This window comes from Micromonospora sp. CNZ297, from assembly GCF_007827625.1.
Map to the genome: position 1 here is coordinate 33044 of NZ_VISU01000003.1, position 26513 is coordinate 59556.

The 26513-nt window shown below is 73.0% G+C and carries 26 protein-coding genes, 1 pseudogene and 1 riboswitch; of the genes and pseudogenes, 1 reads left to right on the forward strand and 26 read right to left on the reverse strand.

What is annotated here, in order from left to right; all coding sequences use genetic code 11:
- Positions 1-9 precede the first annotated feature (9 nt).
- The 10 genes from FB454_RS06415 to FB454_RS06460 all read right to left on the reverse strand — a co-directional run bounded on the left by FB454_RS06415 (position 10) and on the right by FB454_RS06460 (position 10864).
- On the reverse strand, positions 10-1215 hold the full coding sequence (locus tag FB454_RS06415; protein WP_145822650.1) for an argininosuccinate synthase: 1206 nt from the start codon (positions 1213-1215) through the stop codon (positions 10-12).
- On the reverse strand, positions 1212-1724 hold the full coding sequence (locus FB454_RS06420; RefSeq protein ID WP_030271075.1) for an arginine repressor: 513 nt from the start codon (positions 1722-1724) through the stop codon (positions 1212-1214). Before FB454_RS06420 ends, FB454_RS06415 begins: the two co-directional genes overlap by 4 nt.
- The gene (gene argF, locus FB454_RS06425) at positions 1721-2647 is read right to left on the reverse strand and encodes an ornithine carbamoyltransferase (protein ID WP_145822651.1); all 927 of its coding nucleotides are present in this window, start codon (positions 2645-2647) and stop codon (positions 1721-1723) included. The genes FB454_RS06420 and argF overlap by 4 nt, the downstream gene beginning before the upstream one ends.
- On the reverse strand, positions 2644-3843 hold the full coding sequence (locus tag FB454_RS06430; RefSeq protein WP_114920023.1) for an acetylornithine transaminase: 1200 nt from the start codon (positions 3841-3843) through the stop codon (positions 2644-2646). The genes argF and FB454_RS06430 overlap by 4 nt, the downstream gene beginning before the upstream one ends.
- The gene (gene argB, locus FB454_RS06435; RefSeq protein ID WP_145822652.1) at positions 3840-4727 is read right to left on the reverse strand and encodes an acetylglutamate kinase; all 888 of its coding nucleotides are present in this window, start codon (positions 4725-4727) and stop codon (positions 3840-3842) included. The genes FB454_RS06430 and argB overlap by 4 nt, the downstream gene beginning before the upstream one ends.
- The gene (gene argJ, locus FB454_RS06440; RefSeq protein ID WP_120570482.1) at positions 4724-5896 is read right to left on the reverse strand and encodes a bifunctional glutamate N-acetyltransferase/amino-acid acetyltransferase ArgJ; all 1173 of its coding nucleotides are present in this window, start codon (positions 5894-5896) and stop codon (positions 4724-4726) included. The genes argB and argJ overlap by 4 nt, the downstream gene beginning before the upstream one ends.
- Positions 5893-6894: an N-acetyl-gamma-glutamyl-phosphate reductase gene (gene argC / locus FB454_RS06445; RefSeq protein ID WP_145822653.1), complete on the reverse strand. Its 1002-nt coding sequence runs from the start codon at positions 6892-6894 to the stop codon at positions 5893-5895. The genes argJ and argC overlap by 4 nt, the downstream gene beginning before the upstream one ends.
- 135 nt (positions 6895-7029) lie before the next feature.
- Complete coding sequence (locus FB454_RS06450) at positions 7030-7848, reverse strand: hypothetical protein (protein ID WP_255368070.1); 819 nt, start codon at positions 7846-7848, stop codon at positions 7030-7032.
- Positions 7845-10103, reverse strand: a complete 2259-nt coding sequence (locus tag FB454_RS06455) for an NACHT domain-containing protein (RefSeq protein ID WP_071095710.1) — start codon at positions 10101-10103, stop codon at positions 7845-7847. The genes FB454_RS06450 and FB454_RS06455 overlap by 4 nt, the downstream gene beginning before the upstream one ends.
- Complete coding sequence (locus tag FB454_RS06460; RefSeq protein WP_255368336.1) at positions 10100-10864, reverse strand: hypothetical protein; 765 nt, start codon at positions 10862-10864, stop codon at positions 10100-10102. The genes FB454_RS06455 and FB454_RS06460 overlap by 4 nt, the downstream gene beginning before the upstream one ends.
- A 214-nt stretch (positions 10865-11078) precedes the next feature.
- Between FB454_RS06460 and FB454_RS06465 the strand changes: the two genes are divergently transcribed.
- Complete coding sequence (locus FB454_RS06465; RefSeq protein ID WP_255368071.1) at positions 11079-11963, forward strand: Crp/Fnr family transcriptional regulator; 885 nt, start codon at positions 11079-11081, stop codon at positions 11961-11963.
- Positions 11964-12033: 70 nt separating this feature from the next.
- Here the strand turns inward: FB454_RS06465 and FB454_RS06470 are convergent, their stop codons facing one another.
- The 16 genes and pseudogenes from FB454_RS06470 to FB454_RS06545 all read right to left on the reverse strand — a co-directional run bounded on the left by FB454_RS06470 (position 12034) and on the right by FB454_RS06545 (position 26513).
- Positions 12034-14595, reverse strand: coding sequence for a phenylalanine--tRNA ligase subunit beta (locus tag FB454_RS06470; RefSeq protein WP_145822654.1), 2562 nt, complete (start codon positions 14593-14595; stop codon positions 12034-12036).
- A 26-nt stretch (positions 14596-14621) separates the two neighbouring features.
- Complete coding sequence (gene pheS, locus FB454_RS06475) at positions 14622-15683, reverse strand: phenylalanine--tRNA ligase subunit alpha (protein ID WP_013285543.1); 1062 nt, start codon at positions 15681-15683, stop codon at positions 14622-14624.
- A 168-nt stretch (positions 15684-15851) separates the two neighbouring features.
- The gene (locus tag FB454_RS06480) at positions 15852-16736 is read right to left on the reverse strand and encodes a TrmH family RNA methyltransferase (protein ID WP_145822655.1); all 885 of its coding nucleotides are present in this window, start codon (positions 16734-16736) and stop codon (positions 15852-15854) included.
- A gap of 32 nt (positions 16737-16768) precedes the next feature.
- Entirely contained in the window at positions 16769-17161 is a 393-nt protein-coding gene (gene rplT / locus FB454_RS06485) for a 50S ribosomal protein L20 (RefSeq protein WP_013285541.1), read from the reverse strand.
- Positions 17162-17193: 32 nt separating this feature from the next.
- Positions 17194-17388 (reverse strand): 50S ribosomal protein L35, encoded by a 195-nt coding sequence (gene rpmI, locus FB454_RS06490; RefSeq protein WP_007075851.1) that lies wholly within the window; start codon positions 17386-17388, stop codon positions 17194-17196.
- A 19-nt stretch (positions 17389-17407) separates the two neighbouring features.
- Complete coding sequence (gene infC, locus FB454_RS06495) at positions 17408-18055, reverse strand: translation initiation factor IF-3 (protein WP_013285540.1); 648 nt, start codon at positions 18053-18055, stop codon at positions 17408-17410.
- A gap of 325 nt (positions 18056-18380) precedes the next feature.
- Positions 18381-18854, reverse strand: coding sequence for a PH domain-containing protein (locus FB454_RS06500; RefSeq protein ID WP_030271068.1), 474 nt, complete (start codon positions 18852-18854; stop codon positions 18381-18383).
- A complete protein-coding gene (locus FB454_RS06505) occupies positions 18851-19813 on the reverse strand; it encodes a DMT family transporter (RefSeq protein ID WP_013474911.1) in 963 nt (320 codons plus the stop codon). The genes FB454_RS06500 and FB454_RS06505 overlap by 4 nt, the downstream gene beginning before the upstream one ends.
- A complete protein-coding gene (gene hisG, locus FB454_RS06510; protein ID WP_013285537.1) occupies positions 19810-20655 on the reverse strand; it encodes an ATP phosphoribosyltransferase in 846 nt (281 codons plus the stop codon). The genes FB454_RS06505 and hisG overlap by 4 nt, the downstream gene beginning before the upstream one ends.
- 43 nt (positions 20656-20698) lie before the next feature.
- Complete coding sequence (locus FB454_RS06515; RefSeq protein ID WP_013285536.1) at positions 20699-20962, reverse strand: phosphoribosyl-ATP diphosphatase; 264 nt, start codon at positions 20960-20962, stop codon at positions 20699-20701.
- A gap of 44 nt (positions 20963-21006) precedes the next feature.
- Positions 21007-21504 (reverse strand): 6,7-dimethyl-8-ribityllumazine synthase, encoded by a 498-nt coding sequence (gene ribH, locus FB454_RS06520; protein WP_145822656.1) that lies wholly within the window; start codon positions 21502-21504, stop codon positions 21007-21009.
- Between the two features lie 4 nt (positions 21505-21508).
- Positions 21509-22774 (reverse strand): bifunctional 3,4-dihydroxy-2-butanone-4-phosphate synthase/GTP cyclohydrolase II, encoded by a 1266-nt coding sequence (locus tag FB454_RS06525; protein ID WP_145822657.1) that lies wholly within the window; start codon positions 22772-22774, stop codon positions 21509-21511.
- Positions 22771-23466 (reverse strand): nicotinamide riboside transporter PnuC, encoded by a 696-nt coding sequence (pnuC, locus tag FB454_RS06530; RefSeq protein ID WP_013285533.1) that lies wholly within the window; start codon positions 23464-23466, stop codon positions 22771-22773. Before pnuC ends, FB454_RS06525 begins: the two co-directional genes overlap by 4 nt.
- A pseudogene (locus tag FB454_RS06535) lies at positions 23456-24077 on the reverse strand (riboflavin synthase); the annotation flags it as partial. The pseudogene FB454_RS06535 and the gene pnuC, both read right to left, overlap by 11 nt.
- A 1-nt stretch (position 24078) precedes the next feature.
- Entirely contained in the window at positions 24079-25140 is a 1062-nt protein-coding gene (gene ribD, locus FB454_RS06540; protein ID WP_013474908.1) for a bifunctional diaminohydroxyphosphoribosylaminopyrimidine deaminase/5-amino-6-(5-phosphoribosylamino)uracil reductase RibD, read from the reverse strand.
- 170 nt (positions 25141-25310) lie between these two features.
- A riboswitch (FMN riboswitch) is annotated at positions 25311-25483 on the reverse strand.
- A 73-nt stretch (positions 25484-25556) separates the two neighbouring features.
- Positions 25557-26513 (reverse strand): response regulator, encoded by a 957-nt coding sequence (locus tag FB454_RS06545; protein ID WP_013285530.1) that lies wholly within the window; start codon positions 26511-26513, stop codon positions 25557-25559.

Sequence of the window (26513 nt, forward strand, 5' to 3'; positions counted from 1 at the left end):
TGCCCCCCATCAGGCCCCTCCCATCCGGGCGTCCCGTTGCGCGGCCATCGTGCTGGGCAGTCCCCACAGTCGTACGAATCCCTTCGCCAGCGACTGGTCGAACGTGTCGCCGGTGTCGTAGGTGGCGAGGCCGAAGTCGTAGAGGCTCGCCTCGGAGCGCCGGCCGGTGACCACCGCCCGGCCGCCGTGCAGGCGCAGCCGCACCTCGCCGGTGACGTGCCGCTGCGCGTCGTCGATGAACGCGTCCAGCGCGCGCTTCAGCGGCGAGAACCAGAGCCCGTCGTAGACCAGCTCACCCCAGCGCTGGTCGACGCCGCGCTTGAACCGGGCCAGGTCCCGCTCGACTGTGACCGCCTCCAGCTCCTGGTGGGCGGTGATCAGGGCGAGCGCGCCGGGTGCCTCGTACACCTCGCGGCTCTTGATGCCGACCAGCCGGTCCTCGACCATGTCGAGCCGGCCCACGCCGTGCGCCCCGGCCCGCCGGTTCAGCTCCCGGATCGCCTCGTACGGGGTGACCGTCTCGCCGTCGATCGCGACCGGGACGCCGTCGTCGAACGTGATCACCACGTCGTCCGGGTCGCGTTCCGACGCCGGGTCCTCGGTGTACGCGTAGAGGTCCTCGACCGGGGCGTTCCAGATGTCCTCCAGGAAGCCGGTCTCCACGGCCCGGCCCCACAGGTTCTGGTCGATCGAGTACGGCGACTTCGCCGACACGTCGATCGGCAGCCCCTTCTCCTCGGCGTACGCGATCGCCTTGTCCCGGGTCCAGGCGAAGTCCCGGGCCGGTGCGACGACCTTCAGGTCGGGCGCGAGGGCGGCCAGGCCGACCTCGAACCGGACCTGGTCGTTGCCCTTGCCGGTGCAGCCGTGCGACACGATCGTGCCGCCGTGGGCGCGCGCCGCCGCGACCAGGTGCTTGACGATCAGCGGCCGGGACAGCGCGGACACCAGCGGGTAGCGGTCCATGTAGAGGGCGTTGGCCCGGATCGCCGGCAGGCAGTAGTCGGCGGCGAACTCGTCGCGGGCGTCGACCACCTCGGACTCGACGGCGCCGCAGTCGAGCGCGCGCTGCCGGATCACTGTCATGTCCTCGCCGCCCTGGCCGACGTCGACAGCGACCGCGATCACCTCCGCGCCGGTCCGCTCGGCCAGGTACGGGATGGCGACCGAGGTGTCCAGGCCCCCGGAGTACGCGAGGACGACCCGCTCGGTCACGAGGTGCCCCCTTCGACTGGGTCGTCGCGGCGGGCCCACGCGGCGAGCCGCTCACCCAGCGCGGCGCCGCCGTCGGCCTCGCGGGCCACGACGAGGATGGTGTCGTCGCCGGCGATGGTGCCGACGATCTCGGACAGGCCGGCCCGGTCCAGTGCGCTGGCGAGGTACTGCGCCGCGCCCGGCGGGGTACGCAGCACCGCGATGTTGCCGCTGGAGTCGACGCCGTTGAGCAGCTCCCGCAGCAGCCGGACCAGCCGGGCCGGTGCGCCCTCGGCGTCGCGCAGCGGCCGGTGCCCGTCCTCCGGGATCAGGTAGACGCCCCGCCCGTCGCCGCCGCGCGCGGTCACCGCTCCCAGTTCCTTCAGGTCGCGCGACAGGGTGGCCTGGGTGACCTGGATGCCGTCGCCGGCGAGCAGGTCGGCCAGCTCGGTCTGCGAGTGGATGGGGGTGTCGCGGATCAGCTCGACGATGCGGGCGTGTCGCGCGGCGCGGGTCAGCGGAGCGGTCATGCGGATTCCTCCAGGAGAAACGTCAGCAGCGCCTTCTGGGCGTGCAGCCGATTCTCCGCCTGGTCGAACACCGCGCTGTGCGGGCCGTCGAGCGCCTCGTCGGTGATCTCCTCGCCCCGGTGGGCGGGCAGGCAGTGCAACACGATCACGTCGGCGTCGGCGTGGCCGAGCAGCGCGGCGTTGACCTGGTACGGCAGGAACGGCGTGGTCCGGTCCAGTCCGTCCTCCTCCTGCCCCATCGACGTCCAGGTGTCGGTGGCGACGACGTGCGTGCCGCGTACCGCCTCGGCCGGGTCGGTGAGCACCTGGACCGAACCGCCGGTGGTGGCGGCGATCTTCTCGGCGCGGGCCACGATCTCCGGGTCGGGCTGGAACCCGGCCGGGCCGGCGATCCGCACGTGCATCCCGGCGGTCGCGCCGGCCAGCAGGTACGAGTGCGCCATGTTGTTCGCCGCGTCGCCCACGTACGTGAGGATCCGCCCGGCGGTGCCGCCGAACCGTTCCCGCACGGTGAGCAGGTCGGCCAGCAGCTGGCAGGGGTGGTACGTGTCGGTCAGCGCGTTGACCACCGGCACCGTCGCGTGCGCGGCGACCTCGGCGATCCGGTCGTCGCCGTGGGTGCGCAGCACGATCGCGGCGACGTAGCGGGACAGCACCCGGCCCGCGTCGGCGAGCGTCTCGCCCCGGCCGAAGTGGGTGACCTGGGTGTCCACCACGAGCGGGTGCCCGCCCAGCTCGGCGATGCCCACGTCGAAGGAGATCCGGGTGCGCAGGCTCTGCTTGTCGAACAGCACCGCCACCGACTTCGGCCCGGTCAGGGGCTGGTGCGCGTACCGATCGGCCTTCATGCGGGCGGCGAGGTCGAGCACGGCGGCCTGCTCGGCGGGCGTGAGGTCGTCGTCGCGCAGGAAGTGGCGGATCATGCGGGAGCCTCCGTCGGGGTCGTGGCGTCGGGCGCGGCGGCGGACAGCGCGGCCGGCAGCGCGGCGAGGAACGCGTCGGCCTGCGCCGCGGTGAGGATCAGCGGCGGGGCGAGCCGGACCACGTCCGGCTGCACCGGGTTGACCAGGAAGCCCGCCTCGCGCAGCGCTGCCGCGGCGGCGGCGGAGACCGGCTGGTCGAGCACGATGCCGAGCAGCAGGCCGGAGCCGCGTACCTCACGTACCAGCGGGTGCCCGAGCGCCTCGACGCCCCGGCGCAGCCGCTCGCCGATCCGCTTGACGTGGTCGAGCAGGCCCTCGTGCGCGATCGTGGAGACGACAGCGAGCGCGGCGGCGCAGCTGATCGGGTTGCCGCCGAACGTGGTGCCGTGCGAGCCGGGGGTGAGCAGGTCGGCGGCCCGGCCGAAGGCCAGGCAGGCGCCCAGCGGCAGCCCGCCGCCGAGGCCCTTGGCGAGCGTGACGACGTCCGGCTCGACGCCCTCGGCCTGGTGGGCGAACCAGTGGCCGGTCCGGCCGACGCCGGTCTGCACCTCGTCCAGCACCAGCAGCGCGCCGTGCGCGGCGGTGATCCGCCGGGCCGCGGCGAGGTAGCCGGGCGGCGGGACGATCACGCCGTTCTCGCCCTGGATCGGCTCGATGATCAGCATGGCGGTGTCGTCGGTGACCGCCTCGGCCAGCGCGTCGGCGTCGCCGAACGGCACGTGGGTCACGTCGCCGGGCAGCGGGCGGAACGGGTCGGCCTTCGCGGGCTGCCCTGTGAGCGCCAGCGCGCCCATGGTCCGGCCGTGGAACCCGCCGTGGGTGGCGACCACGTGCCGGCGGCCGGTGAGCCGGGACAGCTTGAAGGCGGCCTCGTTGGCCTCCGCGCCGGAGTTGGCGAAGAACACCCGGCCCGGGCGGCCGGCCAGCGCGAGCAGCAGTTCGGCCAGCGCCACCGGCGGCTCGGCGACGAACAGGTTCGACACGTGCCCGAGCGTCGCGACCTGCTTGCTGACGGCTGCGACCACCGCCGGGTGGGCGTGGCCGAGCGCGTTGACGGCGATGCCGCCGAGCAGGTCGACGTACTCCCGGCCGGTCTCGTCGACCACGACGGCGCCGGAGCCGGAGACGAGCGCCAGCGGCGGCGTGCCGTAGTTGTCCATCATGGTGGCGTTCCACCGCTGCACCAGCGTGCTCATGACTCGATCACCATCGTTCCGAAGCCCTCCGACGTGAACACTTCCAGCAGCGTGGAGTGGGCGACCCGGCCGTCGACGACGTGCGCGGCGGGTACTCCCCCGCGCACCGCCCGCAGGCAGGCCTCCATCTTCGGGACCATGCCCGACTCCAGGGACGGCAGCAGCTTCGCCAGGTCGTCCGCGGTGATCTCGCTGATCAGGCTGGACGTGTCGGGCCAGTCGGCGTACAGGCCGGGCACGTCGGTCAGCACGACCAGCTTGCGGGCGTCCAGCGCCACCGCCAGCGCGGCGGCGGCGGTGTCCGCGTTGAGGTTGTGCAGCACCCCGTCGGCGTCCGGCGCGACTGTCGAGATGACCGGGATCCGGCCGGCCTCGATCAGGTCGGTGACCGCCGAGACGTTCACCGACTCCACGTCGCCGACCTGGCCCACGTCGACCGCTTCGCCGTCCACGTACGCGGGACGGCGCACCGCGGTGAACAGCCCCGCGTCCTCGCCGGAGAGGCCGACCGCGTACGGGCCGTGCGCGTTGATCAGCCCGACCAGTTCCCGGCCGACCTGACCGACCAGGACCATCCGGACCACGTCCATCGCCTCCGGGGTGGTGACCCGCAGGCCGCCCCGAAACTCGCTGGCGATGCCGAGGCGGCCGAGCATGGCGGAGATCTGCGGGCCGCCGCCGTGCACCACGACCGGCTTCAGGCCGGCGTAGCGCAGGAACACCATGTCGGCGGCGAATTCCCGCTGGAGTTCGGGGTCGACCATGGCGTTGCCGCCGTACTTGACCACGACCGTGGCGCCGGAGAAACGGGCCAGCCAGGGCAGCGCCTCGATCAGCGTGGCGGCCTTGGCCTGGGCCCGGGTGAGGTCAGCGGAGAGGTTCATGTGGAGTAGGCCGAGTTCTCGTGGACGTACGCGTGGGACAGATCGTTGGTCCAGATGGTGGCGGCGTCGGCGCCGGCGTGCAGGTCGATCCGGACCGTGACGCCGCGGCCGGTGAGGTCCACCTTGGCGCGGTCCTCGGCGGCGGCGCCGCCCCGGCACACCCAGATGCCGTTGACCGCGACGTCCACGCCGTCCGGCTCGAACACGGCGGCCGTGGTGCCGACCGCGGCGAGGATCCGTCCCCAGTTCGGGTCGTTGCCGAACAGCGCGGTCTTCACCAGGTTGTTGCGGGCCACCGTGCGGCCCACCTCGACCGCGTCGTCCTCGCTCGCCGCGCCGACCACCTCGATCGCGACCTCCTTCGTCGCGCCCTCCGCGTCGGCCAGGAGCTGCTGGGCCAGGTCGTGGCAGGCGGCGGTGACCGCGGCCGTCAGCTCCTCGGCGGTCGGCTCGATGCCGGAGGCGCCGCTGGCCAGCAGCAGCACCGTGTCGTTGGTGGACATGCAGCCGTCGGAATCGATCCGGTCGAACGTGATCCGGGTGGCGGCGCGCAGCGCGGCGTCCAGGGCGTCCGGCCCGGCCACCGCGTCGGTGGTGAGCACGCAGAGCATGGTGGCCATGGCCGGGGCGAGCATGCCCGCGCCCTTCGCCATGCCGCCGACGGTCCAGCCCGTACCCTGCGCCACAGTCGTCTTGGGCCGGGTGTCGGTGGTCATGATCGCCTCGGCGGCCGCCGGGCCGCCGTCGCGGGACAGGCCGCGCACCGCCTCGCGTACGCCGGGAAGCAGTTTGTCCATCGGCAGCCGCTCGCCGATCAGGCCGGTCGAGCAGACCGCGACCTCGCCCGCGCCGACGATCAGCCGCGCGTTCGCCGCGGTGATCGCGGCGGCGGTGTGCTCGGCGGTGGCGTGGGTGTCCTGGAAGCCGGCCGGGCCGGTGCAGGCGTTCGCGCCGCCGGAGTTGAGCACCACGGCGCGCACGACGCCGCCGTGCACGACCTGCTGGCTCCACAGCACCGGTGCGGCCTTGACCCGGTTGGCGGTGAACACACCGGCCACGCCGGCGTCCGGGCCGTCGTTGATCACGAGGGCGACGTCGGCGGCGCCGGAGGACTTCAGTCCGGCCGCGACACCTGCGGCGCGGAACCCACGGGGGACGGTGACGCTCACGGGGCCACTCCAAACACGGACAGACCGGTGGTCTCGGGGAGACCCACCATCAGGTTGGCGTTCTGCACGGCCTGGCCGGCCGCGCCCTTGCCCAGGTTGTCGATCGCGCTGACCACGATCACCCGGCCCGAGTCGACGTCCAGAGTCGCCTGGAGGTGGCAGGAGTTCGACCCGGCGGTGGCCGCGGTGTGCGGCCACGATCCCTCGGGCAGCACGTGCACGAACGGCGCGTCGGCGTAGGCGGCGGCCAGCACCGCGCGCGGGTCGGCGTCGCCGGTGGGCACCGCGGTGACGGTGGCCAGGATGCCCCGGGGCATCGGCGCGAGCACCGGGGTGAAGGACAGGCCGGTCGCGCCGGTGGCCTGCTTGATCTCCGGCACGTGCTGGTGCGCGCCCACCTTGTAGGGGGTCAGGTCGCCCATCACTTCGCTGCCGAGCAGATGGGCCTTGGCTGCCCGGCCCGCGCCGGAGGTGCCGGAGGCGGCGACCACCACCACGTCGTCGGGGCGTACCGCGCCTGCGGCGATCAGCGGCGCCAGCGCCAGCGTGGTCGCCACGGCGTAGCAGCCGGTGCTGGCGACCCGCGTCGCGGCGGCGATCTCGGCCCGCTGGCCGGGCAGCTCGGGCAGCCCGTAGGTCCAGGCACCGGCGTGCTCGCCGCCGTAGTAGCGGGACCAGGCGCCGGCGTCGCGCAGCCGGTGGTCAGCGCCGAGGTCGACCACCTTGACCGGGTCGGGCAGCGCCGCGGCGAGCGCCGCGGACTGCCCGTGCGGCAGGGCCAGGAAGACCAGGTCCGCGTCGGCGAGGGTCGCCGGTTCGGTCGCGGCGAACACCAGGTCGAGGCCCGCGAGGTGCGGGTGTACGGCGGTAACTGGCTGGCCGGCCTGGCTGTGTGCGGTGGCGGCGATCAGCTCGAACTCGGGGTGACCGGCGAGCAGGCGCAGCAGTTCGCCCCCGGCGTATCCACTCGCCCCGGCCACGGCAACCCGAATGCCCATACCCACCTCCGCATGACTATGCAGAGAAGGTTACCAGCGGCAAGGCGAGCAGTGCAAGTTCATGCAGCCTACTGCATGAAGCTGCGGCCGGGCTGGCCCTTCCGATCCCGCCCAGGGAGGGCCAGCCCGGCCGGGTCAACCTCGCTCGACGAGCCCGTGCTGACGCTCATAGGTGCGGAGGGCCGCATCCCAGGCCTGGGTGTACTCCGACGGGCCCATGTTCAAGTCGTTGTGACCCCGGACCGCCTCCCGGAGCAGTTCCACCAACTCCGGCACGGTTTCCCGGCGCTCTGCCACGTACCGACGGAACACCTCGGCGAACTGCTCCCCGGTCAGCCGGGCGGCATGCATCGTCACCGGGTCGCCTTCGAGATTCTGGAGCACCGCGCACCACCGTCGGGTCAGGTCATCGGCCTGGCGGGCCCTGACCTTCTGCAGCTCGTGGTCGCACTCCAACTTGATCCGGTCCTCCCAGTACGGCCGCAGCCGCTCGCGGACCCGCTCGTCGGGGCTGACACGGACCTGGGCGGTGAAGGAGGGGGCTGTCGCCTGACGGGGCCAGCGCTGGCCGGACAGATGCGCGTTCAGAGCCTGCTCCAGTTCGTGGGAGCGGTGCGGCTCATGCCGCCGGGCCAACTCGACCGCTTGTTCCCGGAGAATGCCACACGCCCACGTCAGGTAGCCCTCGGCCCGGAAGCGCAGTTCCTCGAATGTCATCCGGTGCGCCGTCCAGACGTAGACGGCGTACAGGCGGAAGTCAAAGGCGTCACCTTTCGCCGGCACCAGGAGGGGCTGCGGGGCCTCCTGGCGAAACGACACGGCGACGGGAGCAGCCGGGGTGGGGGAGGCGATGGTCGACGGGGCGGGCGGGAAGACGGTGTGCCACCAGCGGCGTGCCGGCTGATCCGGAGCGGAGGAAGGGGTGCTCGAAGGCGCTGCGGGAGGGGTGGTCATCTCTGTTCCTCGTTCGTGAGTCGTCGTACGTCGTCGAGTAGGGAGTTGCCGGGCATCAAGGGCTGCCAGACGTGCTGAATCTGGTGGTCCAAGCGACGCCGGAGGGGCTCTCGGCCGGCCACCACCGCCGTGAGCAGCTGACGGCAGTACAACGCCACCTCAGGCTGTCCGTCCGCGCGGCTGAGCCAGAAACCGAGCGTTCGCCAGGCTCGAAACGCGGTTCCTGGGATGGCGAGCGCGGCGGCCCAGCAGGTGGCCAGATCCTGTAGTTGGACGGTGCCACGCCGTGTCAGGTCGAGCAGTTCGGGCCAGTGTTCCCGCGGCGCGGGTGACCACCGGTCGGCCAGGATCCGCAGCGCCCGGCCGGCGTGCAGGCGCACCTCCGGGTGGGCCGAGACGGCCCACTCCGCCAGCGTGGCCGTCACCTCCGCCGTGTACCCCGCGTCGTACACCTCCACGAGGCCCCGGACCACGGAGTTGTGCCAGCGCTGCATCCGCGCCTCCGCCACCTGACGCAGGTGGAGCAGCGCGCTCTCGGGCCAGAGACGAGCGAGGCCGAGAGCGTAGGCCCGAGCCACGGTGTCCCGGCGGTGCGCCGTGCCACTGTCGGCCCAGCGGTCCAACTCGGCGCGAAGCCGATGACGCAGCGAGGGCTGCATGGCCATCGCGACCAGAGCGATGGCCGCCGTCTGACGCACACCGGCGCGTCGTTCCCGTGCCAACTCGTCCACGGCTAGCAACGCGGAGCGCACCGCGAGACTTGCCGACCAGCCGATGGCGCCCGCTGCGGCCTGCCGGACGCCGGGCACGTCGCTGCGGGCGAGATCAATCCACCACCGCAGAAGCCGCTCCGGGTGCCACCAGTCCTGCCAGGCGACCTCCAGGAGGCTGGAACGAAGTGCGTCGTTGGCCGGGATGAACTCCACTCGTCGCCCGCCCGGCACTCGATCGTCGTCGACCACCCGCACCGCCTGACGAAGTTCGGGCCCCATCAACTCGTCAAGCGCGGACCCGCGGCCAGGCATGACCGCCTGCGGCAGGTCGTCCGCCGCAGGCCCGGTCAACAATCGTGCGGCGTGGTGGACCTCCGACACCGGCTGGCCGGCGAGTACCGCGCAGGACATGCGGAACGCACGACGATCGCCGGCAGCCCAGAACTCCGACGGGTGCTGCCCGTCGGAACAGTCGAGAATGCGAGCCGCCCGCTCCCGCACCTGCCCCGGCAGCAGGCGTTCCAACCGCTGCGTCAGATCCATGCCGTTCACGGGGTTGCGGGCGATGGAATCCACCAAGCGGACCACCTCGCCCGGGCGCGGATCGCCGCGCAGGTAGGCCATCATCAGCGGGTGCCCGACGGCTTCGTCCTCGACATAGCGATCGACGCACGCTCCGACGCACTCGTTGCCACATCGCCCGACGCACCGGCCGCGCAGATGCCGCCGTAGTTGGGCCCGGAAGACATCCGCAGCGCCGGGAGGCCGATGCTCGACGATCTGGTCGGTGAACTCCCTGCCCCGCGACTGGAAATCACCGACGAGCACCACCGTGCAGCCCACCGCCTCGGCCCGAGCTGCCGCGCCGACCAGGGTCATGCCGTCCAGTTCCCGGATCGCCGCGTCGCTAAGGGGCAGGACGTAACCGTGCCCGGCTCGGAGGATGCCGGCTGTCCGGATCAGATCTCCGAGGCTCTCCACGTTGATCAGGCCCACCCGGTCGTAGCCGTGCCGTCTGGCGGAGGCCAGACATGCCGCCGTGTAGCGGCCCGTACCTTCCGGTCCGGAGAGACACAGCAGCCCTCGGCGCTTGAGCCGTCGGTCGAGGTGCTGATCGCTCGACGCCGGCGCGTACCCGTCCGCGGACTGTCGGACTGTGGCTCCACTCAACGTCTCCGACCAGCTCCGGCCGTCCCCGACGCCGGCCATGGTGACGTGCATCGCGCCGATGGCGGTGGCTCCGGTCCCGGTCGCGTTCTGGCCCTGAACGTGTACATCCCCGACCTCGATCCCCGCCGGTGCGCCGAGCAGCGCGGAGAGCCGGCCGATGATCTCGCGCGGGTCGAGAGACGGATCGTCCTCCGTCTCCTCCGTCTCCTCCGTCTCCTCCGCGAGGCCTTGCTCATCCGCATCCGACGGATCGGCGCCAGGGTCGGCCCCGTCGACCGTGGCGCGTACAGCCTCTCCGCCGTCATCCGGGTGGACCGGCGGGACCGGCACCGGGACGCCGTCGGTCTCCGGCGGGGGCACGTGGGCGATCATCGTTCGGTCCCGTCCCGGCCGATGATCGCGTCGCGGCCGACCGATCCGATCGCTGTCGCGTTCGGGCCGACAGCGCTCTGCCCATGGACCTGGAGGCTGCCGATCCGGATGCCGGCGTCGCCGGAATGCGGCGGTTCGACCGAACGGCCGATGGAGTCGGACTCGACGTCGCCTGCCGGGTCTACCGTTCGCGGTTCGCCGATCGGCAACGACGACATGTCCTCGTCGACCACGTAGAGCCAGGCGGTCTCCTCGAAGCCCTTGTCCGGGTGGCTCACCTGAACCTTGCGAAACCGCTCGGGCCGCATCTCCTCGGGGTATTCCTGGACGACGTTCCGGAAGATGTCGTCGGAGACGACGAGCGCGACTCCAGCATCCGGGAAGGCGGCAAGAGCCCGCTTGAGCGGCTCGGAGTCGCAGAGCCGGCAGACGAGGACGACTGCCGAACCCGGGAAGCCGTTCGCGCCGTCCAGGTGTACGAGGCCCTGATGGACGGCCACCCGCAAGCGGATCCGCGCCGCGGGCACCCGGCTGACGTTGTACGCACGCAGCCGTCGGTTGAGCTCCGGGACGAATCGGCCGATGATGAGCGCCTCGGGGGCGTCCCGCGGGGCAATCGCCAACTCCCCGTCACCGGCCTGCTGGGTATGCCACTGCGTCCGGTCCAGTCCGACCAACGCGGCGGCCTCATGCAGGAGGCGCCGGAACTCCTGCTGCGCCTCGTACTGCTGGACATTGCTGCGGCGGCTGTACCGCTCCATGTCCACGCTGATCAACATTCGTCGCTCGGGATGGTGCATCCGGTGTCGCCCCTTCGTCACTCTCCCGCCGGAACCGGCGGGACCACAAGGGACATCGAATCCGGGTCGCCCGAGCCGCACCCCGTAGAAGTACGGCATCCGCCGTGCCTGTCCGGAACCGGTCTTCCCGTCTTCGTCCGGGATTCGGCAGGCGGAGCCGCGATGGACTGGACACATGATCGACGTCCTCAGCGAGTTGCTTCTCGACGCGGGCTGGCACCCGGCGGCAGTGCTGTCCGTGGTGGCGATCTACGTCGGAGTCGCCGCACTGATGCGCCACGCGTCGCGCTCCGCTCAGCTTCGGCTACGCTTCGACGGTCTTCGCTGGCTGGCGAGAATGGGGTTGTCGATGCGTCGAGGGGCACCGCCCCAGGCCGAGTGGCCGTACGGGACCTTCCTCCGGCGGCTGCGCCCGGCAGATCGGGAGATCGTCCTGGGTCTCGGTGTCCGACGTCAGGTACCCGCCGGTCAGATCCTGATCCACGAGGGCGTCCGGGAATCGCACCTGGTGCTCCTGGAGGAAGGGTTGACCAAGGTGACGGCGAGTCTCCCCGACGGTCGGTCGGCGCTGCTCTCACTGCGCGTCGGTGGTGACCTGGTCGGTGAGATGTCCGCCCTGAACGATCAACCCCGCTCGGCCACAATCACCACCTGCGGCCCCACGCGGTACAGCGTCATTCCCAGAGACCGGTTCACCCGATTCCTCAAGGAGCACCCCGCATCCGCGCTCGAACTCGCGGCGATGGTGGCGGATCGGCTGCGCTGGTCCAACCGCCGCCGCATCGACTTCACCTCGTACCACGTAAAGATCCGCGTGGCCCGGGTGATCGCGGAGCTGTGCCGGACGCACGGTAGGCGGAGTCCGGAAGGTGTGGTCATCGACGTCCGCCTGACCCAGCCGGAACTGGCCACGATCTGTGGTGCGGCGGAGACATCGATTCAGAAGGCCCTGCGCGAGCTACGCGCTGAGCGGCTCGTGGACACGGACTACCGGCGGATAACGGTCCGGGATCTACCAGGCCTGCGAGGCCTCGGCGAGTTGCCTTCCGACGACGAGTGAGCCGTACGGTCGACGGCTGTTAAAAGGGGCCCCCTCCTCTACCGGAGGCGTTAAGAGGGGGCCCCTCCTTTCATGCGCCGCGCAGGGTGGCGCCGAAGCGCTCGGCGGCTACCGCTACCGCCGCGTCGCGCGCGGCCACCGCCTCCTCGCCCGCGAGGGTCCGGTCCGGGGCGCGGAACGTCAGCTTGTACGCCAGCGACTTACGTCCCTCGCCGAGCTGCTCGGAGGTGTAGACGTCGAACAGGCGGACGTCCTCCAGCAGCGCGCCCGCGCCCTCGACCAGTGCCGCCCGCACGTCGGCCGCCGGCACCGAGTCGTCCACCACCAGCGCCACGTCGATCAGGGCCGGCGGGAACGTGGAGATGGTCGGCCCGGCCGCCAGCGGGGCGGCGGGCAGCGCGTCCAGGTCCAGTTCCATGGCGCTGGTACGCCGGGGCAGCTCCAGCGCGGCCAGCACGGCCGGGTGCAGCTCACCGGCGTGGCCGACGACCACGTCGTCCACCACCAGTTCGGCGCAGCGGCCCGGGTGCCAGGGCGCCCGCTCGCCGGCCCGTACCGTCACCCGGTCGACGGGGATCCCGGCGGCGTCGAGCACCGCCCGGCCCGCCTCGACGGCGTCCGCCCAGCCGGCCGTGCGGCCCGCGCCCCACCAGCCGGCCGGTTCGATCTCGCCGGTGAGCGCCACCGCGACGTGCCGGGGCTGGGCGGGAACGACCGCGTCGGCGGCGGCGAACTCCTCGTCGGTGGGCCGCCGGTCCACGCCCATCGCGGGCGGGGTGCCGGCACCGGGACGCGGGTGGAAGACCGTGCCGATCTCGTAGATCGCCACGTCCCGCTGGCCCCGGCCGACGTTGCGCTTGACGATGCCGAGCAGCGGGCCGAGCAGCGTGGTGCGCAGCAGCGGCTCCTCCTCCGACAGCGGGTTCGCCAGCCGTACCGCGGGGCGGCGCGGGTCGTCGGCGGGCAGGCCGAGCTGGTCGACCAGTTCCGGCGCGACGAACGGCTGCGCCAGCACCTCGACGTAGCCGCGCTCCGCGAGCGAGCGGGCGACGGCCCGGCGACGCTGCTGCTGCCAGGTCAGGCCCCGGCCGGGCGGCGCGGTGGGCAGCACCGACGGCACGCGGTCGTAGCCGTCGAGGCGTACCACCTCCTCCACCAGGTCGGCCGGGTCGGTCAGGTCGGGCCGCCAGCTCGGCGGCGTGACGGTCAGCACCTCACCGGCACCGGCGCCCGGGCCGACCCCGGCCGTGCCGACGGCGCCCGGGTCCTCGGCGAGCCGGTCGGTGCCGCGGGTGACGGTGCAGCCGACCTGCTCCAGCAGCTCCACCACGCGGTCCGGCGAATAGGTCACGCCGACGCGCCGCGACGGCAGGTCCACCGGCAGCGTGACAGGCGGACGCGGCGCGACGTGGTCGATGTCGAGCACCTCCTCGCCTGCCGTACCACCGGCGAGGTCGGTGAGCAGCCGGACCGCCTTCTCCAGCGCGACGAGCGGCAGCGCCGGGTCCACGCCCCGCTCCCAGCGCTTCGCGGCCTCGCTGAACAGCTTGTGCCGCCGCGCGGTACGGCCGACGGTGGCCGGATCCCAGTGCGCCGCCTCGAACAGCACGTTCGTGGTGGAGGCGAGCACCTCACTGGTCTCGCCGCCCATCACCGCGGCCAGCGAGATCGGACCGGTCTCGTCGCAGATGACCAGGTCCTCGGCGGACAGCGTGCGGTTCACCCCGTCCAGCGTGGTCAGCTTCTCCCCCACCTCGGCGCGGCGCACCACGAGCGTCCCGGCGATCCGGTCCGCGTCGAAGGCGTGCATCGGCTGGCCGAGTTCGAGCATCAGGTAGTTGGTGATGTCGACGGCGAGCGAGATGCTGCGTACCCCGGCCACGGTGAGCCGCTGCCGCATCCAGCCGGGCGTCTCGACCGTCGGGTCGACGCCGCGCACCATCCGCGCCGCGAACCGGTCGCAGCCGACCGGGTCACGGACCTCGACCGGGTACGCCGGCTCGGCGGTCGCGCCGGGCGCGGGCGCGTCGGCCGGGTCGCGGAACGGCACGCCGAGCGCGTGCGACAGCTCCCGGGCGATGCCGCGCACGCTCAGCGCGTACCCGCGGTCCGGGGTGATCTCCATCTCGACCACGACGTCGTCCAGGCCGACGACGGGCCGGGCGTCGTCGCCGGGCTGGGCCTTGACGTCCTCGGGCAGCACGACGATGCCCGAGTGGTCGTCGCCGAGCCCCAGCTCCTGCGCCGAGCAGATCATGCCGTGGGAGTTGCGCCCGTACGTCTTGCGCGCGCCGATCGCGAACCCGCCGGGCAGCACGCCGCCGGGGAGGATCACCACGACCTTGTCGCCCACGGCGAAGTTGCGCGCCCCGCAGACGATCTCCTGCGGCTCACCGGTGCCGTTCGCGGCGCCGACGTCGACCCGGCAGAAGCGGATCGGCTTCTTGAAGCCGGTCAGCTCCTCGATCTCCAGGACCTCGCCGACGACCAGCGGGCCGGTGACCGACTCGCGCAGGTCCACCACGGACTCGACCTCGATGCCGAGGTCGACCAGCGCCTGCTCCAGGTCGCCGGTGGGCAGGTCGGCCGGCAGGTCCACGTACTCCCGCAGCCAACTGACAGAGACTCGCATGACTGTTAAACCACCGTTCCCGTAGCTCAGGCGCCGAACGCGCGGGTGAACCGCACGTCGCCCTCGGCCATGTCCCGCATGTCACTGACGCCGTGCCGGACCATCACGGTCCGGTCGATGCCCATGCCGAACGCGAATCCGGAGTAGACCTCCGGGTCGATGCCGCAGGCGCGCAGCACCCGCGGGTTGACCATGCCGCAGCCGCCCCACTCGACCCACTGCGGACCGTCCCGGTGCTCCGGGAACCAGACGTCGAACTCCGCCGACGGCTCGGTGAACGGGAAGTAGTGCGGCCGCCAGCGTGTCTTCGCACCCTCGCCGAACATGGCCCGGGCGAAGTGGTCGAGCGTGCCGCGCAGGTGCGCCATGGTGATGCCCTTGTCCACCACGAGGCCCTCGACCTGGTGGAACACCGGCGCGTGGGTGGCGTCCAGCTCGTCGGTGCGGTAGACCCGGCCGGGCACCACCACGTAGATCGGCGGCTTGCGGCTGAGCATGGTGCGCGCCTGCACCGGCGACGTGTGGGTGCGGAGAACAAGGCCCGAGCCTTCGGGTGCGATGTGGAACGTGTCCATCAGGCCGCGCGCCGGGTGGTCGGCCGGGATGTTCAGCGCGTCGAAGTTGGTCCACTCCAGCTCGACCTCGGGGCCCTCGGCCACCTCGTACCCCATGCCGATGAACAGGTCGCTGATCTGCTCCATCAGCACGCTCAGCGGGTGGCGGGCTCCGCGCGGCCGGCGGTCGTACGGCAGGGTCACGTCGACCCGCTCCTCGACCAGTACCCGCGCGGCCCGTTCCCGGTCCAGGATCTCCTGCCGGGCGGCGTACGCGGACTCGATGGCCCGGCGGGCCTCGTTGACCCGCTTGCCAGCGTCGGCCTTCGCGGCCGGCGGCAGCGCGCCGATCTCCCGGCGGGCCAGCGACACCGGGGACCGGTCACCGAGGTGCGCGGGGCGCAGCGCGGTGAGCGCGTCCGGGTCGGTGGCCTCGGCGAACGCCTTCTCGGCGTCTGCCACAGCCCCGGCCAGGGCGTCCGGGTCGAGCAGGGCGACCTGCTTCGGGTCGTACGGATCGTTGCGGTAGCTCATGGTGAACGGGCACTCCCTCACGGCGGCGCCGACCCTCGCGGGTGGCTAGGCGAGTCTACGGACGCGCGGCTTCGCCGCAGCCCGCCGGTGGGGAGTCGTGCAGGGGGAAGGGTCAGGCCCGCCGCCCGCCGACACCGGCGGGCTGGCTAAACGAACGCCGTGGCGCGTTCATGACGAGGCGGACTCCCCTGCTGTCTCTCGCGTGCCCCGGGGGACACGCAGTGCTCTGGCGGAAGAATACAGGCAGACGGCCGCCGCCGCAGCCAGGTTCAGGCTCTCCGCGCGCCCGTGCAGCGGCACCCGGACCCGGGCGTCGGCGGCGCCGGTCAGCTCGTCGGGCAGGCCGTGCGCCTCCGAGCCGAACAGCCACGCGGTGGGGGCGGCCAGCCGGCCCGCGTCGGCGAGGTCGTCCAGGTCGCTGTCGCCGTACCCGGTGGTGGCCAGGATCTCCAGGCCGGCGGCCCGCAGCGCCTCGACGGCGGCGAGCGGGTCGGCGGCGCGCACCACGTCGACGTGGAAGAGGCTGCCGGCGGAGGCCCGCACGCACTTGCCGTTGTAGGGGTCGACCGCCTCGCCCGCGAAGATCACAGCGCCCGCGCCCGCCGCGTCGGCGGTGCGCAGCACGGTGCCGGCGTTGCCCGGGTCACGGATCCCGGCGAGCACCGCGACCAGGCGCGGCCCGCGCGCCACTGCCTGCTCCAGGGGTACGTCGAGGTGCCGGCACACCGCCACCAGGCCCTGCGGCGCGACGGTCTCGGTGAGCGCCGCGAGCGCGTCGTCGGTCACCTCGGAGACCGGCACGTCGGCGCGGGCGGCGGCGGCCGCGAGGTCGGCGTACCGGTCGAGTGCCGCCGGGGTGCCGAACAGCTCGACCACGGTGCCGGCGCGGGCGAGCGCCTCCCGGACCGCCTGCGGCCCCTCGGCCAGGAACCGGCCGGCCTGGTCGCGGTCGCGCCGGCGCTGCAACCGGCGGGCGGCAACGACCCTCGGGGTACGCGGGGTGAACGGTCCGGGAACGGCGTCGAGGCGCCTCCCCTGCGACTGTGACTGCATGGGAGACGCCTCGATCTGCCGTACGGGGTGGGTCAGGCGGCCTGAGCCGCGGCGCCACCGGTGCCCTCGGCCGCCACGGCGGCGCGGGCCAGCTCGACGATCGCCGCGAACGCGGCGGCGTCGTTGACGGCCATGTCGGCCAGGATCTTCCGGTCGACCTCGATGCCGGCCAGGCGCAGGCCCTGGATCAGGCGGTTGTAGGTCAGGCCGTTGGCCCGGGCGCCGGCGTTGATCCGCTGGATCCAGAGCTGCCGGAAGTCGCCCTTGCGGTCGCGACGGTCCCGGTAGGAGTACTGCATCGAGTGCAGCACCTGCTCCTTGGCCTTGCGGTACAGCCGGGAGCGCTGACCGCGGTAACCGCTCGCGGTCTCCAGCAGGGTACGACGCTTCTTCTGGGCGTTCACAGCCCGCTTGACGCGTGCCATCTCAACTCCTTCTTCGGTTCAGGTGGCTCGCGTCAGCGGCCGAGCAGCTTCTTGATGCGCTTGGTGTCGGCCTTGGCCAGCTCGACGGTGCCGGTCAGCCGACGGGTCTGGGTGCTGGGCTTCTTCTCCAGGTTGTGGCGAAGGCCGGCCTGCTGGGCAACGATCTTGCCCTTGCCGGTCACCTTGACCCGCTTGCCCATACCCGTGTGGCTCTTCATCTTCGGCATTGGAACGTCTTCTCCCCTGTTACTGGCCGCTGGTCTCAGCGGTCGTGCCGGTCTCACCGGCTGCTGCGGTCTCGCCGGCCGCCGGGGTCTCGCCGGCCGGAGCGGCCGGTTCCTCCGCTGCCCGGTCGCGCGGTCCACCGCGGGACGCCGTGGCGGCGACCGCGGAGGCCTTGACGGCCCGGTGCGGAGCGAGAACCATGATCATGTTTCGGCCGTCCTGCTTCGGCGCGGCCTCGACGTATCCAAGGTCCGTGATCTCGGACTCGAGCCGGCGCAGGAGCCGGTAGCCCAGCTCCGGGCGGCTCTGCTCCCGACCGCGGAACATGATCGTCACCTTGACCTTGTCGCCGGCCTTGAGGAACCGCACCACGTGACCCTTCTTGGTCTCGTAGTCGTGCGGGTCGATCTTCGGCCGGAGCTTCATCTCCTTGATGACGGTCTGCTGCTGGTTACGCCGCGCTTCGCGCGCCTTCAGTGCGCTCTCGTACTTGAACTTGCCGAAGTCCATGAGCTTGCACACCGGCGGGCGCGCCATCGGCGCAACCTCGACCAGGTCCAGGTCGACGTCCGCGGCCAGCTGCAGGGCGCGCTCCAGCGGGACGATGCCCACCTGCTCACCCTCAGGGCCGACCAGTCGGACCTCACGTGCCCGGATCTGCTCGTTCACGCGTGGTTCGACGCTGATGGGGCCTCCTCGAGTCGAGTCTCCTACGGTGCCGACTCCGTGGGCTCCCGGGTGGGAGCCGACCCGGAAAGCAGAAGGCCCCGGCGTATGCCAGGGCCCACTCGACCGGTCGGCACGATCACAGGATCGCGCATCCGGCGTCGGGACGTGCCCGAAACCGGGGACCGGACCCGGCCACCGTGGCGGCGACTCGGGTGGGAGCGGGCGCTCCGCTTCTCGACCGCCCGCGCGTCAGGGACGGGGGCAGTCTGGTCGACTCCGCAACACTACACCCTCGGCCCAGGCCCGCCCAAACCGGGCTCGCTGGTCAGCGGGGTGCCGACTGGCCGGCGGACAGCGCCGCCAGGTGCGCCTGGTGCAGGCGGCGCAACGCGCGGACCGCCTCGACCGCGCTCTCCTTGTCGGCGGCCTGCAAGGCGACCATCGGCAGCAGGTCGTCGTCGTGCAGCTCCAGGCTGGCCCACGGGGCGCCCCTGTCGAACCGGACACCGCGGACGACCTCCCACGGCAGCTCGTACGAGCTGAACACGTTGCGCACCCGGACGCCCCTGGCGTCGGCGATCACGCGAGGGCGGGTGAACAGCAGGAAGCCGAGCGCGCCGAAGACACCCAGGCCGATCATGGCGAACTGGTCGCCGCGCTGGAACGTGCCGTAGCCGTTGCCGGTGGCGCCGGTCAGCGACGTCGCGACGAGGCTGAACACCACGATCAGCGTGACGGCCGACACCCAGCAGACGACCCGGACGCGGCGGGGTCGCACGGTCACCACGGAATCGCTCACCCGACCAGTCTGCCATCCGGTTCGGGCGCGCCTTCGGCCGCCACACGGTCCGGGCCACGCCGGCGCAGGCTGGTGACCACCACGGCGAGCAGCGTGAGCAGGGCGCCGGCCAGCACCGGCAGCCGGACACCGGGGCCGCCGGGCAGCACCAGGTCCAGCAGCAGCGCGCCGCCGAGCTGCCCGGCCACCAGCGCCAGGCCGGTACGCAGCACCCCGGCGGCGCGTACCCCGACCAGCAGCGAGAGCACGATGCCGACGCCGAGCAGGCCGCCGACGTAGAGCCACCACTGGGCAGGCCAGCGGGGCTGGCTCGCGAGCGCTCCGGTCAGCGCCGCGACCGCGCCGATCAGCACTGTGCTGACCGCGAAGTTGACAGCGAGGCCGGCGGCCGGGCCGACCGAGGCGGCGACCCGGCCGTTGAGCGCGGACTGCCCCGCCACCGCCAGCCCGCCCAGGACGCAGAGCAGCACCAGCCCGACCGCGAGGTCACCGACCGGGCGGCCGAGCTGGGCGAGGGCCACCGCGCCGACGCCGAGCACCGCGCCGCCGACCCGGGGCACTGTGAGCGGCATCCGTCCGGTCGCGGCCAGCCCGGCCCGGTCCACCGCGAGACCGCCGAGGCTGCCGCCTGCCACCTGGGCGATCGTGAACACCGCCACCCCGAGCACCGGCACCACCACCGGGGCGACCAGCACGATCACCGCGCCGCCCACCCCGCCGAGGTACGCCCACCACGGCAGCCCGGAGCGGCGCAGCCCGGCCAGCCCGGCGCGCATCGACGGCAGCGCCACGATCCCGGCCAGCACCAGCAGGCAGCCGCCGAGGTTGTTGACGACCGCGCCGAGGACCGGGGCACCGGTCCGCTCCCCCATCTCGGCGTTGACCGCGCCCTGGGCGGCCGAGGCCACGCCGCCGGCCACGACCACCGCGAGCGCGGCCGGGAGCGGCAGCGGTCTCACAGCCGGCAGGCGTGGATGTTGGTGACGAGGATCGCGCGGGCGCCCAGCTCGTACAGCTCGTCCATGATCCGGTGCACGTCGTCGCGGAGCACCATCGCCTGCACCGCGACCCAGCCCTCCCGGTGCAGCGGCGAGACGGTGGGCGACTCGATGCCCGGGGTCAGCGAGCTGGCCCGGTCGAGCAGGCCGGCCGGCACGTCGTAGGCGAGCATCACGTACCGGCGGGCGACGAGCACGCCGTGCAGCCGGCGCTGCAACTGTTCCTGCTGGGCGCCGCCGGGCGCGCCGGCGCGGCGGACCAGCACCGCCGAGGAGCGCAGCAGCGGCTCGCCGAAGACCACCAGGCCGGCCTGGCGCAGCGTCGCGCCGGTCTCCACCACGTCGGCGACCACGTCGGCGACGCCGAGGCGGATGGCGTTCTCCACCGCGCCGTCCAGGCGGATCACGTCGGCCTTGACGCCCAGCTCGGCCAGGTGCCGCTCGACCAGACCCGGGTACGCGGTGGCGATGCGGTGCCCGCCGAGCTGCTGGACGGAGGCGACGTCGTCGGGCCGGGCGGCGAACCGGAACGTGGCCCGCCCGAAGTTGAGGTCGACGATCTCCTCGGCCGGCGCGCCGGAGTCGATCAGCAGGTCGCGGCCGGTGATGCCGACGTCCAGGTCACCGGAGCCGACGTAGGTGGCGATGTCCTTGGGGCGCAGGTAGAAGAACTCGATGTCGTTGGCCTCGTCCCGGCAGACGAGGTCCTTCGGGTCGGTGCGCTGGCGGTAGCCCGCCTCGCGCAGCATCCCGGCGGCCGACTCGGCCAGGGCGCCCTTGTTGGGTACTGCGACACGCAGCATGGGAGTGCTCCTTCGTTCGATCGGATGATCAGCGGACGGGCACTCAGAGATGTCGGTAGACGTCCTTCAGTTCCAGGCCGGTGGCGAGCATCAGCACCTGCGCCTGGTAGAGCAGCTGGGAGATCTCCTCGGCGGCCCGCTCCGGGCCCTCGTGCTCGGCGGCCATCCACGACTCGGCCGCCTCCTCGACGACCTTCTTGCCGATGAAGTGCACGCCCTTGGCGAGCGCCTCGACGGTGCCCGAGCCCGGGGTGCCGGCGGCGGCCTTGGCCTGCAGCTCGGCGAACAACTCCTCGAACGTCTTCACGGAAGGCGATTCTTCCAGCCGCTCCTGGTGACGGGCCGGGTGGGTCAGGCGAAGCCGACCCGCTGGGCGGACTGGGCGTCGAGGGCGCGGACGGCCAGGGCGGCGTCCAGCGCGGCCACGGTCGCCGACCAGCCCTTGTCCTCGGCCGAGCCGGGCAGCCCGGCCCGGTCGCGGGCCTGCTCGACGGTGTCCACCGTGAGGACCCCGTGCGCCACCGGCTTGCCCTCGTCCAGCGCCACCCGGGTCAGCCCCTCGGTGACCGACTTGCAGACGTAGTCGAAGTGCGCCGTCGCGCCGCGTACCACCACGCCGAGCGCGACGACCACGTCGTAGCGGCGGGCCATCGCCTGGGCCACCACCGGCAGCTCCACCGAGCCGGCCACCCGGGCCACCACTGCCCGCGCCCCGCACGCCTGCGCGGCGGCCACCGCACGCTCGGTCATGTGGTCGGTCAGGTCGCCGTGCCACCGGGCGGCCACCACGCCCACAGTCATCCCGGCGGCGTCCACCGCGGTCACGCCCGGCTCACCGAAACCAGCCATCGCCCTACGCTCCGATCTCGTCACCGGCGACCGGGCGGCCCATCGGCGCCTCGGTCACCTCGTCCAGTCCGTCCAGCAGGTGGCCCATCCGGTCCCGCTTGGTGCGCAGGTAGCGCACGTTCTCCGGGTTGGACCGCACCGGCAGCCCCTCCCGGCCGGTCACGGTGAGGCCGTACCCCTCCAGCCCGGCCCGCTTGGCCGGGTTGTTGGTCAGCAGCCGCATCGACCGGACACCCAGGTCGTAGAGGATCTGCGCACCTGTGCCGTAGTCGCGGGCGTCGGCCGGCAGGCCCAGGTCGAGGTTCGCGTCCACGGTGTCGCGGCCCTGGTCCTGGAGCTGGTACGCCTGCAGCTTGTGCAGCAGGCCGATGCCCCGGCCCTCGTGCCCGCGCACGTAGAGGACCACGCCGCGGCCCTCCTGCGCGACCCGGGCCAGGGCGGCCTGCAACTGCGGCCCGCAGTCGCAGCGCAGCGAGCCGAACACGTCGCCGGTGAGGCACTCGGAGTGCACCCGCACCAGCACGTCCCGCCCGTCGCCGAGGTCGCCCATGACCAGCGCGACGTGCTCGGCCGGGTCGTGCTCGGCGCGGTAGCCGAGCGCCCGGAACACGCCGTACGGGGTGGGCATCCGGGCCTCGGCGGCCAGCTCGACCTGCTTCTCGGTACGCCGCCGGTGTGCGATCAGGTCCGCGATGGTGACGAGCGTCAGCCCGTGCTCGGCGCAGAACTTCTCCATGTCCGGCAGGCGCATCATGGTGCCGTCGTCGTTCACCAGCTCGCAGAGCACCCCGGTCGGGCGCAGCCCGGCCATCCGGGTCAGGTCCACCGCCGCCTCGGTGTGCCCGGGACGGCGCAGCACCCCGCCGGCGCGGGCGCGCAGCGGCACCACGTGACCGGGCCGGGCCAGGTCGGTCGGGCCGGTGGCGGCGTCGGCGAGCAGCCGGATGGTGTGCGACCGGTCGGCGGCCGAGATGCCGGTGCTGACGCCCTCCCGGGCGTCCACAGTCACCGTGTACGCGGTGCCGCGCCGGTCCTGGTTCGTGTGGTGCATCGGCGGCAGATCCAGCCGGTCGCACTCGTCCTCGGTCAGCGGCACGCAGATGTAGCCGGAGGTGTACCGGACCATGAACGCGACCAGCTCCGGGGTGGCCAGCTCGGCCGCGAAGATCAGGTCGCCCTCGTTCTCGCGGTCCTCGTCGTCGACCACGACCACCGGACGCCCGGCGGCGATGTCCGCCACCGCCTGCTCGATCGAACCGAACGTGCTCATGCCACGGCCTCCGAGTACGTCGCCGGGATCGGGGCGGGCGCGGTCGCGACGGCCCGGGAGGTGCGCCACCAGCTGTACAGGCCGGCGGCGCAGAACGCGCCGTAGACCAGGTACATGGCGGCCGACGGGTAGAAGCCGCCGCGCAGCAGCAGCGGTACGCCGACCGCGTCGACGGCGATCCAGATCAGCCAGAACTCGACCCAGCCGCGGGCCATGCCGTACGTGGCGAGCAGGCTGCCGACCAGGATCCAGGCGTCCGGCAGCGGCCCCCACGAGCCGAGCGCGGCGAGCACCGGGTACGCGGCGGCGGTGCCGACGGCGGCGGCCACGAGCAGGCCGAGCCGCTCCGGCCAGGTGGCCCAGCGCGGCACCACGGCCGGCTCCTCCCCGCCACCGGCACGCCGGTTGCGCGACCAGCGCCACCAGCCGTACACGCTGACGGCGAAGAAGAAGACCTGCCGGCCGGCCTGGCCGTAGAGGTCGTGCGCCTGCGGGGTGACGAAGACGCCGCCGAGGAACACGGTGAACAGCAGCGCGTTGCCGATCATGCCGACCGGCCAGGCCCAGACCACGCGGCGCAGCCCGAGCAGCGCCGAGCCGAGCCCGAAGACGTTGCCGACGATCTCCCGGACCAGCACCGGCGAGCCGGCCACGTGCACCTGGGCGTCGAGCAGCCAGCCGAGCGGGCCCATCACCGGGCACCCCCCGCGCCGCGGTCGCCGAGCAGCCGCTCGACGTACTTGGCCAGCACGTCGACCTCCAGGTTGACCGGGTCGCCGATCCGCTTCGTGCCGAGCACGGTGAGCTTCAGCGTGGTGGGGATCAGGCCGACCGAGAACCAGTCGTCGCCCGCCTCGGCGACTGTGAGCGACACGCCGTCGACGGTGATCGAGCCCTTCTCCACCACGTACCGGGCGAGCCCGGCGGGCAGCCGGAACCGGACGGTCTCCCACTGCGCGGCGGGCTCCCGGGCGACGATCTCGCCGACGCCGTCGACGTGGCCCTGCACCAGGTGCCCGCCGAGACGGCTGTTGAGTGCGGCGGCCCGTTCGAGGTTGACCGGGTCGCCGGGGCGCAGCGCGCCGAGCGCGGTGCGGCGCAGCGTCTCGCCCATCACGTCGGCGGTGAACACGCCGCCGTCGACGTCGACCACTGTGAGGCAGACGCCGTTGACGGCGATCGAGTCGCCGTGCCGGGCGTCCGAGGTGACGAGCGGGCCGCGGATGGCGACCAGCGCGGAGTCGTCGCCGGTCTCGGTGCTCCGGACGATCTCGCCCAGTTCCTCGACGATGCCGGTGAACATGTCAGCCCTCCCTCTTCCGGGGCAGCGCGGTGATCCGCAGGTCGGGACCGACCCGCGTAACGTCGGTGATCTCCAGATCGATGGCGTCGGCGATGGTGCTCACGCCCGCGTCGAGCAGCGCGGTCGGGCCGGCGCCGAGCAGCTTCGGCGCGACGTACCCGACGATCCTGTCGACCAGGCCGGCGGCGAGGAACGCGCCGGCCAGCGTCGGCCCGCCCTCCAGCAGCGCGGCCCGCACGCCCCGGTGGTGCAGCTCCGCGAGCAGCGCCGGCAGGTCGACCCGGCCGTCCGGCCCGGCGCCGACCTCCGCGGCGGTGGCGATCCACGTGCGGGCGGCGCCGTCGCGGACCCGGGCGTCGGCCGGGGTACGCCCCGAGCTGTCCACCACCACCCGCAGCGGCTGCCGGATGGCCATGGTGCCGTCGCGCAGGTTGCGGGCGGTCAGCCGGGGGTCGTCGGTGAGCACGGTGCCCACCCCGGCGAGCACCGCGTCGACGGTGCCGCGCAGCGCGTGCACGTCGATCCGGGCCGCCTCGGAGGTGATCCACATGCTGGTGCCGTCGGCGGCGGCGGAACGCCCGTCGAGCGTGGCCGCGTACTTCCAGATCACGTACGGCCAGCCGCGGCGCATCGAGGTGAGCCAGGCGACGTTGCCGGCCTCGGCCTCCTGCGCGCGTACCCCCAAAGCGACCTGGACCCCGGCGGCGCGCAGCGTGGCGGCGCCGCCGGAGGCGACCGGGTTGGGGTCGGGCACGGCGATCACCACGCGGGACACCCCGGCGGCGATGAGCGCGTGGCTGCACGGGCCGGTGCGGCCGGTGTGGTCGCAGGGTTCCAGGGTGACCACCGCGGTGCCGCCGCGGGCCCGCGTGCCGGCCTGGGCCAGCGCGACGATCTCCGCGTGCGGGCCGCCGGCGTACGCGTGGAAGCCCTCGCCGACGACCTCGCCGTCGGTGTCGAGCAGCACGCAGCCGACCACCGGGTTGGGGCTCGTGGCGCCGAGGCCGCGCGCGGCCAGTTCGATGGCACGACGCATCGCCTCGTCGACGGAGACGCTCGCCATGGCCGCCTGTCCTCCCGCTCGCCGGTCGCGCGCGGGCGGGGTCCGGGAGGAACGGCCACGAAAGCCGCGGACACGCGGCGGCGGAGAACCCGGGGACGGCGACGCCGACCCCGGGGAGCCCACGCGGCGGCTGAGGGTGCTCAGCGGCCGGCAGGGGCCTCCCCCGTTCCGCGCGCTGTCTCCCATCCGGACTTTCTGGGGGCGGACGAGCCGCACCCCAACCGTCGGCCCCGGATTCTCACCAGGTCCACCGTCCGGCCGAAGCCGTCCGGGTCGCGGGCTTACCACGGTCGGACCGTGGATCACCGCCGGTTCGGAATTTCACCGAGCCCCGCCAGCGCGTGGTGGGTATAGGGGAAGTCTTACACGTTCCGCCCGGGCGCGCGCCACAGAGGCGAGCTACCTCACAGGACCGGTCAGGTGACGCCGCGCCGGCGGTCCACCGCCACGTACGAGCCCGGCTGGCTCTTGGCCACCGTCTTCATCTCCGAGGCCACCGCGATCGCCTCCAGCGGGTCGGTGAACCGCTTGCCGGAATCGGACAGCGACACGCCGATGGAGAGCGTGACGAGCGCGGCGCGGCGGATGTTGCCGCGCCGGTCCTTCAGCTCGACGAAGCCGCGTTCCCGGTCGGTGGCGTCGTAGAGCGCGTCGGCGGCCTTCTCGAAGTCGACGACGGCCCGGCTGGTCAGCGGCCGGACCTGGCTGGGCGCGCAGACGATGACGAAGTCGTCGCCGCCGACGTGGCCGAGGAACGCCGGCGGCAGCCCGATCGACACCACCGCCCGGTGCAGGCTGCGGGCCAGCGCCGAGATGAACTCGTCGCCGCGCACGAAGCCGTACCGGTCGTTGACGCTCTTGAACCGGTCGATGTCGATGTAGCCGACGGCGTAGTCGACGCCGTTGCGTACCCGGTCGCTGATCTCCCGCCGGATCCGGCTGTTGCCGGGCAGCCCGGTCAGCGGCGAGACCTCCCGGAACTCCTTGTTGCGCCGCAGCGTGGAGTTGACCCGGGCCACCAGTTCCAGCGTGTCGAACGGCTTGACCAGGTAGTCGTCCGCGCCGACGCTGAGCCCGTTGACCTTGTCCTGGGTCATCCCCTTGGCGGTCAGCATGATCACCGGCAGGGCCGAGGTCATCGGGTCGGCGCGCAGCCGCCGGGTCAGCTCCAGCCCGTCGATGCGCGGCATCATCAGGTCGACGACTGCGAGGTCGGGCCGCTGCCGCTCGATGACCTCCAGCGCCTCCTGGCCGTCGGCGGCGTGCAGCACCTCGAAGCCGTGCAGGCGCAGGTTGAACTCGACGAAGCGGGCGATGTCCTCGTCGTCGTCGACGACGAGGATCACGTCGGGTCGCTCGCCGGCCGGGTCCAT

What these genes read in the sequence shown, in the direction of transcription:
- FB454_RS06420 (WP_030271075.1), bottom strand. Translation starts at nt 1,724, where the DNA reads ATGACCGCTCCGCTGACCCGCGCCGCGCGACACGCCCGCATCGTCGAG.
- argF (WP_145822651.1), bottom strand. Translation starts at nt 2,647, where the DNA reads ATGATCCGCCACTTCCTGCGCGACGACGACCTCACGCCCGCCGAGCAG.
- FB454_RS06430 (WP_114920023.1), bottom strand. Translation starts at nt 3,843, where the DNA reads ATGAGCACGCTGGTGCAGCGGTGGAACGCCACCATGATGGACAACTAC.
- argB (WP_145822652.1), bottom strand. Translation starts at nt 4,727, where the DNA reads ATGAACCTCTCCGCTGACCTCACCCGGGCCCAGGCCAAGGCCGCCACG.
- argC (WP_145822653.1), bottom strand. Translation starts at nt 6,894, where the DNA reads ATGGGCATTCGGGTTGCCGTGGCCGGGGCGAGTGGATACGCCGGGGGC.
- FB454_RS06450 (WP_255368070.1), bottom strand. Translation starts at nt 7,848, where the DNA reads ATGACCACCCCTCCCGCAGCGCCTTCGAGCACCCCTTCCTCCGCTCCG.
- FB454_RS06455 (WP_071095710.1), bottom strand. Translation starts at nt 10,103, where the DNA reads ATGATCGCCCACGTGCCCCCGCCGGAGACCGACGGCGTCCCGGTGCCG.
- FB454_RS06460 (WP_255368336.1), bottom strand. Translation starts at nt 10,864, where the DNA reads ATGGAGCGGTACAGCCGCCGCAGCAATGTCCAGCAGTACGAGGCGCAG.
- FB454_RS06465 (WP_255368071.1), top strand. Translation starts at nt 11,079, where the DNA reads ATGATCGACGTCCTCAGCGAGTTGCTTCTCGACGCGGGCTGGCACCCG.
- FB454_RS06470 (WP_145822654.1), bottom strand. Translation starts at nt 14,595, where the DNA reads ATGCGAGTCTCTGTCAGTTGGCTGCGGGAGTACGTGGACCTGCCGGCC.
- pheS (WP_013285543.1), bottom strand. Translation starts at nt 15,683, where the DNA reads ATGAGCTACCGCAACGATCCGTACGACCCGAAGCAGGTCGCCCTGCTC.
- FB454_RS06480 (WP_145822655.1), bottom strand. Translation starts at nt 16,736, where the DNA reads ATGCAGTCACAGTCGCAGGGGAGGCGCCTCGACGCCGTTCCCGGACCG.
- rplT (WP_013285541.1), bottom strand. Translation starts at nt 17,161, where the DNA reads ATGGCACGCGTCAAGCGGGCTGTGAACGCCCAGAAGAAGCGTCGTACC.
- rpmI (WP_007075851.1), bottom strand. Translation starts at nt 17,388, where the DNA reads ATGCCGAAGATGAAGAGCCACACGGGTATGGGCAAGCGGGTCAAGGTG.
- hisG (WP_013285537.1), bottom strand. Translation starts at nt 20,655, where the DNA reads ATGCTGCGTGTCGCAGTACCCAACAAGGGCGCCCTGGCCGAGTCGGCC.
- ribH (WP_145822656.1), bottom strand. Translation starts at nt 21,504, where the DNA reads ATGGCTGGTTTCGGTGAGCCGGGCGTGACCGCGGTGGACGCCGCCGGG.
- FB454_RS06525 (WP_145822657.1), bottom strand. Translation starts at nt 22,774, where the DNA reads ATGAGCACGTTCGGTTCGATCGAGCAGGCGGTGGCGGACATCGCCGCC.
- pnuC (WP_013285533.1), bottom strand. Translation starts at nt 23,466, where the DNA reads ATGGGCCCGCTCGGCTGGCTGCTCGACGCCCAGGTGCACGTGGCCGGC.
- ribD (WP_013474908.1), bottom strand. Translation starts at nt 25,140, where the DNA reads ATGGCGAGCGTCTCCGTCGACGAGGCGATGCGTCGTGCCATCGAACTG.
- FB454_RS06545 (WP_013285530.1), bottom strand. Translation starts at nt 26,513, where the DNA reads ATGGACCCGGCCGGCGAGCGACCCGACGTGATCCTCGTCGTCGACGAC.